Origin of the sequence: Chryseobacterium ginsengisoli (assembly GCF_039542325.1) — a bacterium.
In the GTDB taxonomy this organism is placed as follows: Bacteria; Bacteroidota; Bacteroidia; order Flavobacteriales; family Weeksellaceae; genus Chryseobacterium; species Chryseobacterium ginsengisoli.
Genome location: NZ_BAABHX010000005.1, coordinates 139,519 through 154,500, shown reverse-complemented (window position 1 = coordinate 154,500; position 14,982 = coordinate 139,519). Strand labels below are relative to the sequence as shown.

The 14,982-nt window shown below is 31.6% G+C and carries 26 protein-coding genes; 9 read left to right on the top strand and 17 right to left on the bottom strand.

Annotation, left to right across the window (positions count from 1 at the left end; genetic code table 11):
• Nucleotides 1-2 precede the first annotated feature (2 nt).
• The 5 genes from ABD940_RS15910 to ABD940_RS15890 are packed head-to-tail and all read right to left on the bottom strand — an operon-like array spanning nt 3 to nt 3,370.
• Nucleotides 3-509 carry a hypothetical protein gene (locus tag ABD940_RS15910; protein WP_345206081.1) on the bottom strand — a complete coding sequence of 169 codons (507 nt, stop codon included), beginning with the start codon at nt 507-509 and terminating at the stop codon, nt 3-5.
• The gene (locus tag ABD940_RS15905; RefSeq protein ID WP_345206078.1) at nt 509-1,006 is read right to left on the bottom strand and encodes a lysozyme; all 498 of its coding nucleotides are present in this window, start codon (nt 1,004-1,006) and stop codon (nt 509-511) included. Before ABD940_RS15905 ends, ABD940_RS15910 begins: the two co-directional genes overlap by 1 nt.
• Nucleotides 1,006-1,332 carry a hypothetical protein gene (locus ABD940_RS15900; RefSeq protein ID WP_345206075.1) on the bottom strand — a complete coding sequence of 109 codons (327 nt, stop codon included), beginning with the start codon at nt 1,330-1,332 and terminating at the stop codon, nt 1,006-1,008. The genes ABD940_RS15905 and ABD940_RS15900 overlap by 1 nt, the downstream gene beginning before the upstream one ends.
• Before the next feature lie 10 nt (nt 1,333-1,342).
• Nucleotides 1,343-2,359, bottom strand: a complete 1,017-nt coding sequence (locus ABD940_RS15895) for a hypothetical protein (protein WP_345206072.1) — start codon at nt 2,357-2,359, stop codon at nt 1,343-1,345.
• A gap of 27 nt (nt 2,360-2,386) precedes the next feature.
• Nucleotides 2,387-3,370, bottom strand: coding sequence for a hypothetical protein (locus ABD940_RS15890; protein WP_345206067.1), 984 nt, complete (start codon nt 3,368-3,370; stop codon nt 2,387-2,389).
• A gap of 170 nt (nt 3,371-3,540) precedes the next feature.
• Between ABD940_RS15890 and ABD940_RS15885 the strand changes: the two genes are divergently transcribed.
• The 9 genes from ABD940_RS15885 to ABD940_RS15845 are packed head-to-tail and all read left to right on the top strand — an operon-like array spanning nt 3,541 to nt 10,124.
• A complete protein-coding gene (locus tag ABD940_RS15885; RefSeq protein ID WP_345206063.1) occupies nt 3,541-3,825 on the top strand; it encodes an oxidase in 285 nt (94 codons plus the stop codon).
• Nucleotides 3,825-4,292 carry a hypothetical protein gene (locus tag ABD940_RS15880; RefSeq protein ID WP_345206059.1) on the top strand — a complete coding sequence of 156 codons (468 nt, stop codon included), beginning with the start codon at nt 3,825-3,827 and terminating at the stop codon, nt 4,290-4,292. Before ABD940_RS15885 ends, ABD940_RS15880 begins: the two co-directional genes overlap by 1 nt.
• A complete protein-coding gene (locus ABD940_RS15875; protein ID WP_345206056.1) occupies nt 4,285-5,871 on the top strand; it encodes a hypothetical protein in 1,587 nt (528 codons plus the stop codon). The genes ABD940_RS15880 and ABD940_RS15875 overlap by 8 nt, the downstream gene beginning before the upstream one ends.
• Entirely contained in the window at nt 5,868-6,341 is a 474-nt protein-coding gene (locus ABD940_RS15870; RefSeq protein WP_345206054.1) for a hypothetical protein, read from the top strand. Before ABD940_RS15875 ends, ABD940_RS15870 begins: the two co-directional genes overlap by 4 nt.
• Nucleotides 6,341-6,775 (top strand): phage protein Gp36 family protein, encoded by a 435-nt coding sequence (locus ABD940_RS15865; RefSeq protein WP_345206051.1) that lies wholly within the window; start codon nt 6,341-6,343, stop codon nt 6,773-6,775. The genes ABD940_RS15870 and ABD940_RS15865 overlap by 1 nt, the downstream gene beginning before the upstream one ends.
• Entirely contained in the window at nt 6,775-7,266 is a 492-nt protein-coding gene (locus ABD940_RS15860) for a phage morphogenesis protein (RefSeq protein WP_345206048.1), read from the top strand. Before ABD940_RS15865 ends, ABD940_RS15860 begins: the two co-directional genes overlap by 1 nt.
• A gap of 10 nt (nt 7,267-7,276) precedes the next feature.
• Nucleotides 7,277-8,512, top strand: coding sequence for a phage portal protein family protein (locus ABD940_RS15855; RefSeq protein ID WP_345206044.1), 1,236 nt, complete (start codon nt 7,277-7,279; stop codon nt 8,510-8,512).
• 53 nt (nt 8,513-8,565) lie between these two features.
• Nucleotides 8,566-9,909: a phage head morphogenesis protein gene (locus ABD940_RS15850; protein WP_345206041.1), complete on the top strand. Its 1,344-nt coding sequence runs from the start codon at nt 8,566-8,568 to the stop codon at nt 9,907-9,909.
• The gene (locus tag ABD940_RS15845) at nt 9,906-10,124 is read left to right on the top strand and encodes a hypothetical protein (RefSeq protein WP_345206038.1); all 219 of its coding nucleotides are present in this window, start codon (nt 9,906-9,908) and stop codon (nt 10,122-10,124) included. Before ABD940_RS15850 ends, ABD940_RS15845 begins: the two co-directional genes overlap by 4 nt.
• Before the next feature lie 34 nt (nt 10,125-10,158).
• Here ABD940_RS15845 and ABD940_RS15840 read toward each other — a convergent pair whose 3' ends face one another.
• The 12 genes from ABD940_RS15840 to ABD940_RS15785 form a co-directional block, all read right to left on the bottom strand.
• The gene (locus ABD940_RS15840; RefSeq protein ID WP_345206035.1) at nt 10,159-10,347 is read right to left on the bottom strand and encodes a hypothetical protein; all 189 of its coding nucleotides are present in this window, start codon (nt 10,345-10,347) and stop codon (nt 10,159-10,161) included.
• Between the two features lie 63 nt (nt 10,348-10,410).
• Nucleotides 10,411-10,938, bottom strand: coding sequence for a hypothetical protein (locus tag ABD940_RS15835; RefSeq protein WP_345206032.1), 528 nt, complete (start codon nt 10,936-10,938; stop codon nt 10,411-10,413).
• Complete coding sequence (locus ABD940_RS15830; RefSeq protein ID WP_345206029.1) at nt 10,935-11,192, bottom strand: hypothetical protein; 258 nt, start codon at nt 11,190-11,192, stop codon at nt 10,935-10,937. Before ABD940_RS15830 ends, ABD940_RS15835 begins: the two co-directional genes overlap by 4 nt.
• Nucleotides 11,189-11,419, bottom strand: a complete 231-nt coding sequence (locus ABD940_RS15825) for a hypothetical protein (protein WP_345206025.1) — start codon at nt 11,417-11,419, stop codon at nt 11,189-11,191. The genes ABD940_RS15830 and ABD940_RS15825 overlap by 4 nt, the downstream gene beginning before the upstream one ends.
• A gap of 59 nt (nt 11,420-11,478) precedes the next feature.
• Complete coding sequence (locus tag ABD940_RS15820) at nt 11,479-11,682, bottom strand: hypothetical protein (RefSeq protein WP_345206022.1); 204 nt, start codon at nt 11,680-11,682, stop codon at nt 11,479-11,481.
• Between the two features lie 14 nt (nt 11,683-11,696).
• Nucleotides 11,697-11,945, bottom strand: coding sequence for a hypothetical protein (locus ABD940_RS15815; protein ID WP_345206018.1), 249 nt, complete (start codon nt 11,943-11,945; stop codon nt 11,697-11,699).
• A 33-nt stretch (nt 11,946-11,978) separates the two neighbouring features.
• The gene (locus ABD940_RS15810) at nt 11,979-12,239 is read right to left on the bottom strand and encodes a hypothetical protein (RefSeq protein WP_345206015.1); all 261 of its coding nucleotides are present in this window, start codon (nt 12,237-12,239) and stop codon (nt 11,979-11,981) included.
• Nucleotides 12,233-12,577, bottom strand: a complete 345-nt coding sequence (locus tag ABD940_RS15805; protein WP_345206012.1) for a hypothetical protein — start codon at nt 12,575-12,577, stop codon at nt 12,233-12,235. The genes ABD940_RS15810 and ABD940_RS15805 overlap by 7 nt, the downstream gene beginning before the upstream one ends.
• Entirely contained in the window at nt 12,568-12,984 is a 417-nt protein-coding gene (locus tag ABD940_RS15800) for a hypothetical protein (protein ID WP_345206008.1), read from the bottom strand. Before ABD940_RS15800 ends, ABD940_RS15805 begins: the two co-directional genes overlap by 10 nt.
• Nucleotides 12,981-13,604 carry a helix-turn-helix domain-containing protein gene (locus tag ABD940_RS15795; protein WP_345206005.1) on the bottom strand — a complete coding sequence of 208 codons (624 nt, stop codon included), beginning with the start codon at nt 13,602-13,604 and terminating at the stop codon, nt 12,981-12,983. The genes ABD940_RS15800 and ABD940_RS15795 overlap by 4 nt, the downstream gene beginning before the upstream one ends.
• A gap of 3 nt (nt 13,605-13,607) precedes the next feature.
• On the bottom strand, nt 13,608-14,075 hold the full coding sequence (locus ABD940_RS15790; protein ID WP_345206002.1) for a hypothetical protein: 468 nt from the start codon (nt 14,073-14,075) through the stop codon (nt 13,608-13,610).
• A gap of 271 nt (nt 14,076-14,346) precedes the next feature.
• Nucleotides 14,347-14,976: a DUF3164 family protein gene (locus tag ABD940_RS15785; RefSeq protein ID WP_345205998.1), complete on the bottom strand. Its 630-nt coding sequence runs from the start codon at nt 14,974-14,976 to the stop codon at nt 14,347-14,349.
• Nucleotides 14,977-14,982 lie beyond the last annotated feature (6 nt).

Sequence of the window (14,982 nt, the reverse complement as noted above, 5' to 3'; positions counted from 1 at the left end):
GTTTAATAGATTTTAGCAATTACAAATCCCGCAACAAAAGCAAGTGCAATCAACGATCCCCACAACCAATAATTTGGCTTTTGCTTTTCCTTTTCGTCCTTACTTTGAATTGAAGAATCATTTTTAATTCGACTTTCAAATTCTGCCTTTATTTTCGCTCGCAATGCAATACTATCACACTCGGCATAAGCATAGAAATATAAACTATCATGCACTATCGTGACTTTAGCATTTCCGTTTTTTTGTTCGTAAACAGTCGGTTTTAAATTCGATTTCAATGATGTTGAAACACCTTTTAAATCATTGTTAAAACCGAAATTTTGAATCGGGATCTTAAGACTTGCAGTTGTTTTCTGTGTATAAAAAACAGTGTCTTTGTAAGATGTTGTTTTTATCGTGTTGCTTTCGCTTTTAGTTTCTTTTGTTTCTGAAACCTGCCGAATAGTTCGACAGGATTCTAAAACAAAAAATAAACTAGTAAATAGAAGCAAGTTTTTTATTGATTTCATTATTTTGAAAAGTATAATTCAGCTTCTTTTGTTCGTCTGTTAATTAATCCTTGAACTATTTTGCCGTCATCATAAACCCATCTCATGAACTGATTTTTGATTTCAGGATCGTTTGGATTACTATTAACTTTCTTCAGTAAAGTAGAGCCTTTAAATTGTGGACTTCCTACATTGTAACAAAAAGAAACCAAAGCGTTAAATTGATTTTGTGTGAGATTTTTTTTCACAAACTTTTGTACTGTTTCAACATAATACTTTAGAGTATTCATGAAAAGTTTTTGTTCTCTCTCAACTGAAATTTTGTCACCAGGCTTAACTTTTGTTCCGTCTTCATAATATGTGATCCCGCGCCCAATCGTCCAAACTCCACCTGAATCTTTATAGGCTGTATATCTTATTCCTTCAACTGAGGAAAGAAATTTTTGACCAGATAGGTCAAACATTTTTTGACTTTCACCCGTAATAATTAATTGAACTCCTAAATTTGTTAATATCATTAATCTTCACTTTTTGAGTTTTCAATTAAGTAATCAATCAAATCATCTTTTGTCAATGATTTCCATTCAGATTCCGGCAATCCTAATTGGTTGGCTTTCGCTTTGAGTTCCGGAACCTTTAACCCATGCAGAACAACAATTTCATCCAAATCGTCCAAATCAAGTGAATTTAAAATTGTTTCAATCTCTTGATCGTCTAATGTTCTACTGTGAGAAACGGCATCCGGATTTTTCTCAAATAAAAATCCATCACTTGTTGCAAAAACTTCCTTTGCTTCCGGCTTTGATTCAAAAAACTCCAATGCTTTAGTTTTAATATCTGACATAATTTGAATTTTAAAGGATTGCACCTAAGTATTTAGGATTTGTTGCTCTGATATTTCCTACTAAAGCCCTTTGAGCAAAAGAAAGCGTATCAGCTTGTAACCCAGAATGTCCAATTGTTGCGTACATCTTAACATCTCCAAAACATCTGAAAACTTCATCCGTACACCATGTGAATGAGCTTCGTTTGTCGGTTGATCCTTTCACTGATCCATAAGGTAATTTTTCACCTTCAGCAGTGTAGATCGGATTTTGGGAATATCTCCAAACCTTGAAGCCGTACATTTGTTTCTCATTAAGAATATCTTTATAAAGTTTCTTATCTTCTTTTTTAATTCTCGCCATGTGTTGAGCATTAAAACAAACGTTAAGATTTTCCAGTAAATCCAAATCAGAATAAAAAGCTTCTAAATCAACAAGGGCGTCAATAATTGAGTCCGTCGCGCTCAAATTCATGATTTTATTAAACCCGTTATCTGATGATGGTGACCAAATATGAGCCGCCCTTTTACCCAAATTTTTACCTAAAGAAATTCTGTGTCTTTTGATAACACTTTCTTTTTTATTGTAAGCAAATTCAATTTCCTGTAAATCTCTGTGACGTGTTTGTTCAGTTGAATAAGTTTTTAGAATAACTTCATTTGGAATGTCTTGAATAGTTGCAAATGGTAATTCACCGTCATCATTGTTTAAGAAATAATCTTCGTGAACACCCGGTTCAATTCCCGCTTCAGCCAAATGCAGTTTATTATGTTCCACATGTTCCGACATATCAACCGATGCATAAACAAAGCTTGTATCAGGAACCGGATTTTCTTTAATTCCCGGAACCCAAACTTCAGTTTGTAAACCGTTCATTAATTTTCCAGAAAATAATTTCGGCACAAAGTATTGAACTATAACCGATCCAAGAGTTACACCAGCGGAAAGAACGAAAGGATCGATTTTAAAAATTGCTGAAACTGGAATTGCGAAAAGAAACGCTAAAATAAGATTGCTTAATAAAGCTTTAATTGATAATTTTTTCATGTTTAAATTGATATATTTTTTTAAGAATTATTTACCTGTGTATCTAACACCCGCCCCAAAATCAGTACACAATTTTTTATACTTATCAGGTTCATTTGTTCTAATTAATGATAGTTTCGCAGGATCATGTTTTTGTAGGTAATCGAAAGACTCTTCATCTCCGATTGCAATTTTTGTTTTATCATTACTTAGCTTGATAACTCCTTCAATTGTGTGTGTCTTCGTTTCTTTGTTTTCTTCAGATTCTTTTTTCTCGATTAAAGCACTCAATTTTTTGTGTTGATTATCGTAATCGTTATCAAACAAAGAGACTAAACCATCTTTAAAGTCTTCAGGAAATAGACCTAGTTTAATTGCTTTCTCAGCCAATGCAGTGGCTTCTGTTTTCTTTAAGGCAATATATTTATCCTGCCATTCCTTCGTTTTTCCTTTTTCAGTTTCTAAAGAAAGTTTTAACTCGCTTACAGCCATTAAAACCGTTGATTCTGTACTGTTTGGCTCCTTTCCTAATGCGAGCGCAATTGTTGTAAAATTTGACATTGTATTTTGTTGATTAATTAATTGAAGTTTGTGAGGTGAATTTCCCGCTGATAATCTTAAGGCATCGTCCTGTCCGCCAATATCCACGATTGAAAGCTCTATCATTTTACACTTTATAACCGTTTCATATTTTTGACCGGGTAATGCTAATTGAGGATCGGTTGAAGTTTCTATTGGATCAGCCCAAATTGAACACATGTTTATAAAACCGCCTGCAACCTTTTCTTCTATTTTGGATGCGAATTCATTTTTCGAATCAAATGTTACATAAGCGTATAAAATGTTATTCTTTTTTTCAAGTCGTGCTTTGCCTATTACTTCATCTCCTGTTGGATTACTTCCGCCCCGATTGTGCATATATAAGAGCACCGGATTTTTTTCATATTGAGAAATATCAATTCCCTCTGTTAGTATCCTATAACCATAGGAATTAACGTTTTCTGTGCTTGCTATAAATGGATATTCTTTCACTCATTTTTAATTTAATTGTTACTTATTGACAGGGCAAAATTGCAAGCTTTACGGCTTGAAAAAAAGTTGTAAAACAATGATTTCCAAATATTTGGAAGTGTTTGCCGAATTTTTGGCAATGGTTGATTGTGAGATTTTATTGCTTCATTATAAGGATGAAATTTGCCAACATGAAAGACATAATATTTAGAGATGATCTGCAAATTATCGACGGTGATTTAGCTGTTGGTGAAAGCGATAATCAACATCAGGAACACATTTTAAGAGCCTTTAAAGGCGAGTATAAAAAAACACCGGAAATAGGTGTTGGAATAGAGCAAATGTTGAACGAAGACAGCCCTGTTTCCTTCATTATTGAAGCAAAGAAAAATCTTGAATACGACGGGATGAAAATTAACAACATTTATTTTTCGAGTAATGACAAATTAATAATTGACGGCAAATACAAGCAATAATGGCGAGACTATCAGCAAGCGAAAGCGTACAAAAACAAAGTCAGGGAAAGGATTTATTTATAAAAGGTTTTGCCCTTACATCAATTTCAGAAATTACGGGTATAGGAATAAAGACCTTGAGTAGTTGGCGAGACAAATTCGATTGGGAAAAAGAAAAAGAGTTAAATAATATTCGACCTTCAGAAATAAAGAAGCTTATCCTTCAATATGTAATCGATATTCGGGAAGGTAAAAAACCAGCGCATAAAGCGGACGATCTCTCAAAAATTTCAGCTGCATTTGATAGACTAAATGACAGTAGAAAAAAAGCTGTTTACACGATGGAAAGCTTTGATGAATTTTGCTCTTATATACTTGAAAAGGCGGGTAAATCAACAGGAAAAAAACGCGATGATTTACTGGAAAAAGTAAAAGAAATAAGAATTGATTTTGATGAATATGTAAACCAACTTTTGCAAAATGACTAAAACCGAATTTCAGACAGCTATTGATAATTATCAAAGAATGTCTTCAAGAATTAAAACATTATCCTATGAATCATTAGTAAAAGAAACTTCAGAACAACAAGAAGCACGAATTAAACATTTACTAAAGCCTGAAAACTATTTAGAATTTTTTGAACATTATTACGGTATAAATTCGGGACTTGCTTTAGCCGATGCACCATCTGCAAAATTTCACTTATCTAGCTATTTAGAGGTTTTTTACAATCCTTTCATTAAACAACAAAGACGTTGGTTTCGTGGAGCCGCTAAATCAATACATTCTAACGTTGGAAATGTTAGTCACTTAAAAGAAAACGATCAGCTGTTTTTCGGTCTTATTATCGGCAAAACAAGCGAACATGGCAAATTGTTATTATCTGATCTTCAACTTCATTTGGAATCTAACGAAAGATATATTAAAGATTTTGGAATGCAAATGCAATATGGTTCTTGGGCGGATGGTCAATTTGAAACATTAGACAATCGTTTTTTCATGTCTTTAGGTTTGAATCAACCATTTAGAGGATTGAGAAACGGCGCGAATAGACCGGATTTTGCAAGTATGGACGATTTAGAAGACCGTAAACAGGCAAAAAATATTGAACTAACAAAAGAGAATGTTCAAAAGCTTACAGGTGATTTGGGTAAAGCTGGACAAAAACAAAGATTTCGTCAAATCATGGCTAATAATTACATTGTTAAAAATGGGATTATAGACGGGTATGCTGAAAAATACAAGAAATCAAAAAACCTTTCAATTCATACCGTAAACCTTTGTGACAAAGACTTCAATCCTTCATGGGATGAAAGATATACAAAAGAAGAATGTATTGCAATTGTAGAAGATACAGACTATCACACGTCACAACGTGAAGACTTCAATAATCCGGTTGAAGAAGGAAAAAGAATTAAGGAAGAATGGATAAGATTTAAAAAGACTGATCCTGATCAGATTCATAACGGTTTAATTTCTTTTTGGGATTTATCATATTCTAGTGAAGGTGATTATAAAGCGGGTGCGGTTGTATCCATTGATAAAGGACGCGCGCATGTTTTAAGAATTTTCAATCAGCAAACTGATAGACCTGATGCAATGAATCAACATTATGTTTGGCAAAAAGAATTCAATGAAAAAGGCATGTCAATAATTTCATACTACGATGCAACCGCATCTCAAAAAATTGTTTATGAACCTGATTGGCTAGTTGCTTGCGAAGAAAACAATGCTGTTGACATACCTATTGATGACCACGCTTCAGGTGACAAACACGACAAAATTGACGCGACTTTAACAAGTACTTTCAAAAGAGGTTTAATAACATTCGATGAAAGTTTGAAAGATACACCTGATATGGATAAAGCCTTAGAGCATATTCTAGCATTTGAAAAGGGCTGTAAAAGTCCGGATGATATTTTAGACGTTTTAGAACAGTGTGTAAGAAAAGGACGGGTTTTATTTGGTTATTCTCAAAAGGATGAAAATAAAGGAAAGCCTGTAATGGGGAAGAAAGAACGCAATTCATTAAGCAAATCACGAAAAGGAAGAAAAAGAAGAGCATGACACCAAGAAAAGAACTTTTTATTACAATAAAAAACAAGCTTAAAGAAATTCCGGAATTAGAATATATAGACCTTTTTCGGGATCAATTTAAAGATTCCGAAACCGATTTTCCTTCAATATGGACGGCTGTTTTAGTTCGCATTAATAAAATTACCTATGAGACAATGACGGAGCAAATTCAGGAAGGAACTTGCACGCTTGACATCATTCTTTATTGCAAAGACGGTTGGATGAATCAGCACAATAATACATCTGATCCTGAAAACGGCTTGATTGAAATTGATTTACTGGATGAAATTGCTGAAAAGCTTCAATTTTTATATGGTGAACAATTTAAACCATTACAGCAAACAGATGATGAAACGGAGGAAAACACTTTGGATTCAATAATGAGTTATCGCCAAAGTTTCACAACAAAAATATACAGAAAATTAGCGCCAAAATATCAAAACATAAAAATCTCAATCTAATGGCATATTTAACAAAAGACCAGCTTAAAACAGTTATCACAATTGAAACACTTGATTTGATAACAAATAAAGACGATGATACAATTGAAACTATAATCAAAGAGAATATCAGTGTTATGAATACTTATTTAGGTAGTTATTATGATATGTCTGAAGAATTCGCAAAAACGGGTGATGAAAGAGATTTAACCGTTGTAAAATATTTAAAAGCACTAGTAGCACACGATATTCCAAAAAGACGAAAAAAACCAGTTTCCCGTGAAGCTGATACAGATTATAACGAAGCAATGAACTGGCTGGAAAAAATTGCATCCGGTGAAATGAAAGCAAATCTTCCTCCAAAAAAGAAAGATACAAACGGCGACGGAATACCCGATACAAATGTTCCATTTTTAAAACTTGGAGGACGTAAATCTTACAAAAATAATTGGTAATGGCAGATTTAGGCGATTTTCAAAGAATGCTTAATCAAGCAAGCCAATTCATTCCGGATAAACTTCCAATAATTATTGAAGTTGAAGGACTAAATTTTATCAAGATGAACTTCAGAAAACAAGGATATACAGATACAAGTTTAGAAAAGTGGGTTGACAGAAAAAAGAAAGATTCTGAAGGGCGGGACATAACAAGATATAGAACAGATAGAGTTGGTTCACGCGGTTCCTTAAATAAATACGGGCGAGAAATTCAAGGGCGGGCAATCTTAGTCGGTCACAGAACTGGAGGAAACAAGCTAATAAATTCTTTCCGGGCTAGACGTTCTCGACAAAGAGTAGTTTTTTATACTTATAAAGGTTATGCAAATGACCATAACGAAGGTAATGGGAATTTACCACAACGTAAATTTTTCGGGAAGTCTGCGTATTTGGATAATAAAATTGAGCAAAAAGTCACGAAAGAACTTGACAAATTAATGAGGGGATAAAATAATAATTATGAATTTTCATCAAACATCAACAATACAATTAAGCGGGAACGCTTTTAATAATAATCTAAAACTTTCAAAAGTTACACCACAAAACATCGAATCAGTCACCAAAACAATGGTTGATATGATCCGCCGTCAAAAACGAATTTGGAGAAAAGAAATAAACGATTGGCAATCTGCAAGAATATTGAGAAACAGCGTAGATTTTCCAAATAATTTTTATTTACAGGAAGTAAACGACGACGCTATGATGGACCCGCATTTAATTGCTGTAACTGGAAATAGAACATTAAGAACGACAAACAAAAATTTCATATTTGCAATAGATGGCAAAAAGGATGATGAGAGAACAAAATATATTGAGGCAAAACAATGGTTCGAATATGCTTTAAAATATGCTCATACTACTTATTATAGAGGTGGAATTTGTTTATTTATTAATGGTTTTAAAGATGGCGAAATTACAAGTATAAAGCATATTCCATTCGGTCTTTATTTACCTGAACAACAAATGATAATTAATGATTTTGTTGGAATGGGGATTGATATTACAAAATTTGACGATATTCTTTTACATACTCAACTTTCCGACGAAATTGGATTATTAGAAAAGGCTTTTCCATACACCTGTTTAAAACGTCACTCATGGGGATCATGGGATGAGTTTGAAGAATTATTTGGAATTCCTATCAGAATTGCAAAAGTCGCTTCACAAAGTGAAACTGTAAAAAATGAAGTTGCTGGATGGCTAGAGGAAATGGGTTCGGCGTCTTATGGTGTTTTCCCAACAGGAACAGAAATTGAAATTAAAGAGAATACGAAAGGGGATGCTTTCAATGTCTTTTTTCAGAAAATTAAAGCTTTAGATGCTGAATTATCAAAATTAATTGTACATCAAACAATGACAACTGATAACGGCTCTTCTAAAGCGCAAGGAAGTGTTCACGAAAACACTTTAAACGAAATTGTAAAAGCAGATGAAAAAGATATTTTAGGTTGGTTAAATGATGTTTTGGTTCCTGCAATGAGAAAACTAGGTTACAAAATTCCTGAAAACTCAAAAATTATTGTAGAACAAACAAAAGACCCAAGCGAACAAATTAAAATTGACGGCGTTCTAATGAGTAACGGTTATGTTTTAAAGCAAACATATATAGAAGAAGTTTACGGAGTTGAAATTGAAAGCATGCCAAATTCTAACCAATCAAAGGAAGAAAAGGTAAATGATTCGGGAAAGGATTAAGCCTACTAAAGTTAAATTATCGTACAAAATGCTGTAACCACGAACCTATTAAATTGGTTGCTGATTTTAGCTTAAGTAGGCTTGTTGAAAACTATATTGAAGAAATGTTCAACGATAAGAACGTTTCATTTGTTAACAGAAAAAAACTTTGGGAACATTATAATCAAAAACTTTCTTCAGGCGTTGATATTGGTTTTAAATCTGATTTAAAAATTGAGGATAAAGATTTAGTAAAATCACTAAAAAAAAGTGTAGCCGAATTTTCAGCTTTTAAAGAAACTTCTTTCAAAAAAAATCTTGAAGAATTACTTGTAAAAGATGGAAAACATCAGTCTAAATCTGATTTCAAGAAAGATGCTCTTAAATTATCAGGTGATTATAATGTGTTATGGATGGAGACTGAATTTGACCAGACAATAGCAAATGTAAATTCAGCGGTAAAATTTAAATCTTTTGAGAAAAATGTAGACCTTTATCCGAATTTAAAAATTGTTGTTATCCATGACAACCGGACACGCGCGGATCACAAACTTTTAGATGGTGTAATTAGACCGTATTATGATGCTTTTTGGAAAACTCATATGACGCCACTTGATTGGGGTTGCCGTTGTGATATTGAGCAAACGGACGAAGAACCAACAGGGGAAATTCCAAAACTTGACCTAAAGGATGAGTTTAAAAATAACAGTGCTTTATCCGGAAAAGTTTTTGGTGAAACAGGGTATAAAAAAGATTTAAGTAAAGCAGAACAAAAAGAAGCTTTAAATAATCTGAAGGAATTTACAAAAAATAATGATCCTATAATTCCGAAAGGTTTGGAAGAATTAGAAAAAAGGCTTGATATAAAAATTGATAGAGATTTCTTAAAAGATTTAAAACAAGAAATTACGATAACTAACGATAATAAACAAATTACAGCTTTTAGAGGTCTGAAAAATCAAGTAAATATTGGAGATGCATATTTAAAGGGTGATTGGCAAAAAAAATCGATTTTCTACCATGAAATAGGACACGGAATTGATTTTCAAAATGAGTTGTCATATAATCCAAAAGTAAAAGAAGTAATGAATAAATTCCGGGAAAAATATTCACAGAATAAAAATCACGGATACAAAAATTTTGATTCAGTTGCAAAATCTTCATCATTCAAAGCAAGCATTGATAAAAATAAAGATTATGTTGACCAAATAACAGCCGCTCAAGATACTTTAATGTCTTTAAATTCTAAATTTGGTTATGGGCATACTAAAAAATATTTTGGTGTTGAAAGGGCTTCTGAAAAAGAATTTTTGGCGCATTGTTTTGAAACAAAATATTGTGGAAATAAATTCTTAAAAGAAATAGATAATGAGTTGCATGATGATATGATAAATTTAATTGAAGAATTATTAAAATGAACCTGATAGAAAAAATTAAAAAATTTGAAAATGATTTGGATTATTTTCAAATACTAACAACTATTTATTTTAGTCTTCCTGAACAGGACTATAACGAATTTGAAAAGCAATTGGAAAAAGCAGAAAGCGAGAATAAAAAAATTTTTATTGACGATTCAGATTTAGTAGGTGTTTTATATGATGGAATTTTAATTTCGATGATTAAGATTAAATAATATAAAAAGCGTTGAAACAGTGTTTCAACGCTTTTTAATTTACATTATAAATTGTTTCTCCTTTAACAATAGCACGAACGGTTCGTTCGCTTAAAAAAAATTTGTCGGCTGTAGCTGTTTCGAGCGCATCAATTCTCCAATTTGGATTTTTACTTTCCAATTGTTTGAAATACTCTCTAACAGTTTTATTTCTTTCTAAAAATCTTGCGTTTGCCTTTGACATTTCGCAAAAATAAAAAAGTGTTTTTTATTATGCAAGCTGGCGTTATACCTGATTTCTGTCTTTTCATAATAAAGTATTGAAGAAAGCTTCAAAATCCGCTTTATTTTTGTATGTCCCGTTTGTAATTGTAATATAAGGTTTTCCGGCGTTAAAATGTAATCTTATTACATCTTGTTGATGGAGCCTTTCAATATCTGATTTTTTAGCATCCCAATTTATTGTTGTATTCCAGTATTCAACAAAAAACGTGAACACCTTATCTTTATCACCTGAAATTTTTATGCTTGTAACAATTTCCGGATTTGGAACATTTGCTTTTATTTGCTCTTGTTTTAATGCAATATTTAATTTTCCTGTTGAAAATTTATCCTGAAAATGATATGTTGAAGCGTCGGAACCTGTCACCGCCATTGCCATGTGATCTGAAACGAAATTTTGCAATGCTCCTGCAACAAACATTGCATCATAAAACGTCAATTGTGTTGGTTCATTACCGCGCCAAGCGTTATCCTGTTTGGCTGGATAATAAGGCGAAATTTCTTGACCAAAGGCAAAACTCGAAAATAGTAATAATATGATTATATTTTTCATTCCTGATTATTCTCTAAATTTTTTTTAAACTTTTTAAAAAGCTTTTTCAATTGAAAATTAGACAGCTTTTTTTCTTTTCTTTTTGGTACAAACAAACTATCAAATTCATTTTTAGAAATATTTAGAGTGCCTTCAAATCGAGAAACTAATATAGAATTTTCATTTGTATATTCTAAAGGCTTCACGTCGATTTTCTTTCCTAAAAGATGTACCTGTACATCTGACCATTCAAATTTAATCTCTTTATTATTCATAATGTTTTGTAATTTCCATAAAAGTCGTTTAATAAATCTATAATATCTATAATGATTTTTAATAATTTTTTGTGCTCTTTTTCATTGACAATTGAACCGTCCGACAAACTAAACGGATTTTGCGTTTTCCGGACTTCTTTAAGCATCAACCGCAACGGTTCCTTCAGCTTTTCAAATTCTGTCTCCTTTCCAATTCCAATTATTGTATTATTTAGTTGCAAAATCATCCAACGATCATTTTGAATTGATTCTAAAAATTCAATATGTCGTTTATAATCCATAACTATTATATAATTATTGTTTCAAATTTTATTTCTTCAGAATCCGTAATAATGGTTTCTTTCACAATCAAATTATCTTTTACTAAAGCTTCCTTTAAGATATAGAGTAAACTATATTCAAGTTCTTTTAAATCTTCAGTATCAGGAAAACTGTTTTTTTCAAAATCTAAAGTTATTATGATTTTACGTTTGTCTTTTTTCTTCTCCAAATTTATTATTTTTTTTACTCAATATTATTTTCTTTTTTCATAAAATCTCTACCAATAAGAATTCCTAATGAAAAAAACTCAATCGGCTTTAAGTCCTTTTTCCCTTCCTTTGTCGTGAAAGAAATAGTCAAATTATCTTCACCGTTTTTATTTATTTTTATATCATAAAAACCTGTAAATCCAATGCCCTGTGAAGTTTCTTGTAATGCTGATTTTATCAGTTTAATATTTTCGGTTTCTGAAGTGTAAGAGTGTTTTGCCATAAAGCGAATTTAGTAAGAAGAAACAAAAAAAGGTTACGGATTCCCGTAACCTATTAATTTTGGTTTATCTTTTTTAATTTCAAAAATCTTCCTTGCTATTATTGACCAAACATTTTCATCCGTTGGCTCTTGATCTCCCTTGACGGCACATTTTGTTGTGTAATAATCTTTAATAAAAGTACTGCCATGTATATGGGTTTCACGATAAGTCTCAAACGGTACAATCTTAAATCCTTCCTGTCTTAATGCAAATAAAACTTCTTCTTCTCTATATCTATGACCATTTATCAACATTGTTTTTTTGATTTATAATTTCTTAAGTTTGGATTAGTAGGACTATTAATTTCTAATGATGAAAAATCTAAAGGTTTTATTTGATTACAAATTTTTCCCAGTTCAGTTAATACTTTTGCGCTCTCACTTATAACGCTTGCAGGAATAGTAATTTTATTATATAAGATTGCAAAATCTGCAAAAGTTTGTCTTCCTGTGATCCTTGCTTTTTCTTGATCTTCTACAAATGGGAAATTTTCAATTTCATTTTCCAAGTCTTTAAGTTTTTCATATATTCTTAAAGGTAGAGACAAAGTTTCATTTCCTCCGATAATTATCACTTTCTCCATTATTTCCATTGTTTTTGATTCAAGTAAGTAGCTGGATAAGGAAAAGCCGTTCCATCATTTTTGATTTTTATTAAAACCTCAATACCTAAAATTGCATTTAATTTATCAGTATCAGACAGTTTATTGTATGCTTTTTCTGTTAGTTCGCGCCTTCCTATACTTCTAGGATATTTTTTATAAAAAGCATCAAATGAAATGTCTGTGATTTCGGCAAAAATCCATGCACTGGATTGATTAGAACCCGTCATTTCTTCTTGCATCTTTTCTAAGCTTGCAGGAAAACGGATTTTCATAATCTCAATCTGTTTTTCCGTCCAATCACCTTCAAACTTTAAAACTTGCAAAATATCTGTATAATTATATTCGAATGTTATTGTTAGTCCTGTTTTAAAGTTTTTCGCAACAAATTGTCTCATAGTAGTTGTCTGTGTAATTCGTTTGTTATTTGTAGTATTGCATTTGCTTCATAAGAGCCGAAATCATCAGGGAAATAGATTTCATAACCTTTTAAAAAATCGTGTATTGCTTCAGCTTTATGATAAGGAAGTTTTAAAACAAATTCTTTATCTTTTTCTCTCTTATCAACAGCTTTTTTTAATAAATCGGTTCTTACTTCTTTACAGATAGAAATTAACGCCCTTGATTTTTTAGGTATGTCTTGCAGGTTAAAAGCATCTAAAGCCACCATTGCATTATTTAATACTAATAATTTACTATTATCGAGTGTTAATGTTTTCTTCATATCTCTTTTGAATAATTCTTTCCATTTGTTAAATTCAAAAACTTTAGATTTAAATGTTTTATCAAATTTTAATCTGTCTTTATATTTTTCAACATGATGTATAACTGTTGTATGATGTAACTTTAAAATCATTCCTATTTCTTGAAATCCCATTCCTTTGTTTTTAAGTTCAAACGCTAAGATTTTACGGACGTCACAAATTTCACTTTTGCGATTCTTTGAAAATATCTGTGTATCTGTTATTCCAAAAACATTAAAAATAATTTCTATTAAATCATCAAAATCGGTATCCATAATTTAATTGAGGTTTTTGTTTTGTAATCCTTCGCGCCACCAAGACTTTGTAAGCGGTTTTTTTGCGCTTTTTGAATTATTGGCTTTTACTCCCTGCAATTGCTTATGTAGTTCCTTAAGTTCTTCCAGTGAATAAGCATTTAAGTGTTTTTTATAAATACTTGATTTAAGCATCCATTTATTAAACCTTACAAATCCGTCCTTATCTTTTATTCCAGTTGCTTCAGCGACAACAAGTACTTTTGATTTCCAGCCTTTTTTTAAAATTTCTTCTGAAGCTTCTCTTACTTCTTGTTGTAATTGTTTTACTGTTTTTTGTGGTTGATGGATTTCTAAAAGCTGTTTTGCTTCTGTATCGGTTAATTCTTCCAATAAGGTTGTTCTAAAGCCCGTGAAGCCATTTATTTCAATTGCTATATCTGCACCGCTTCTTTTAGCGAATAGTATTTTTAGTTCTTGAATTGCGTCCATTATGTGATTTTGTTTTTTCAGTTGGATTTTGACTAGTGTTTTTTATTGGTGTATTTCTTAAAAGTTCGCGTTCACCAAAAAGGTCGGTCAAAGGTGTTTTTCTTTTTTTAAGCATTTCTTTTAGTAATTAAATCAGTGGCGGTGAAAACCACCACTGAAATATTTAAATAATTCTATCTTTTTATTAATCTTAAAGTGATTTTTGCTGAAGCTAGAACCCCGATTGCAAAACCTACTATAAAACAAATTGAGCCTATCATTAATAATTCCATTAGTAAGAAAAGTTTAGATTAATTGTTTCCCATTCGTGATTATCATTTTTTTGCGAGAAAATGACGTAATCTTTACTAAATGAATAGCTGTAACTTTCTTTTAATAGTTTGATTCCTTCACGCCAATTCGCATCATCAAATCTATCTTCCATACTGTATAGCTTTTGCACTAATTGAATATCTAAAGCCCCGTTTTTCCTTTCCAGTAGAGACATAATTAAATCTTTTGTGTCCTGATCGTCGTCATATTTAGACTTCAGAAAATCAAAGATGTGTTTTTCAGCCTGCACCGATCTTTCATCAAACTTTCCTTTCCCCTGTCTCGAAAACTTAATCTTATTATTGTCGTTTTCGATTTGAAAATTTCCTTTGCCATCATTATGACGTTTACTGTAATCTTTCAGAAGGTCAAAAAGGGCTCCTAAATCGCCGAAACATTTTTTCTTAAACTCTTGTATCATATCAGAAAGTTCTTTTGCTTTTGGGGCTAATTCTTCAATTGTCGCTTTCTTCAAACTTTCGTATTCTTTTCTCTTTTTATTTCTTTCCGAAATGTCGTTTTCTATTCTTTGATTTAATTCGGCTTGCAGTTCTTCAGTTGTTAACTCTTTTATTGTATTAGTGTTCATGTCTTT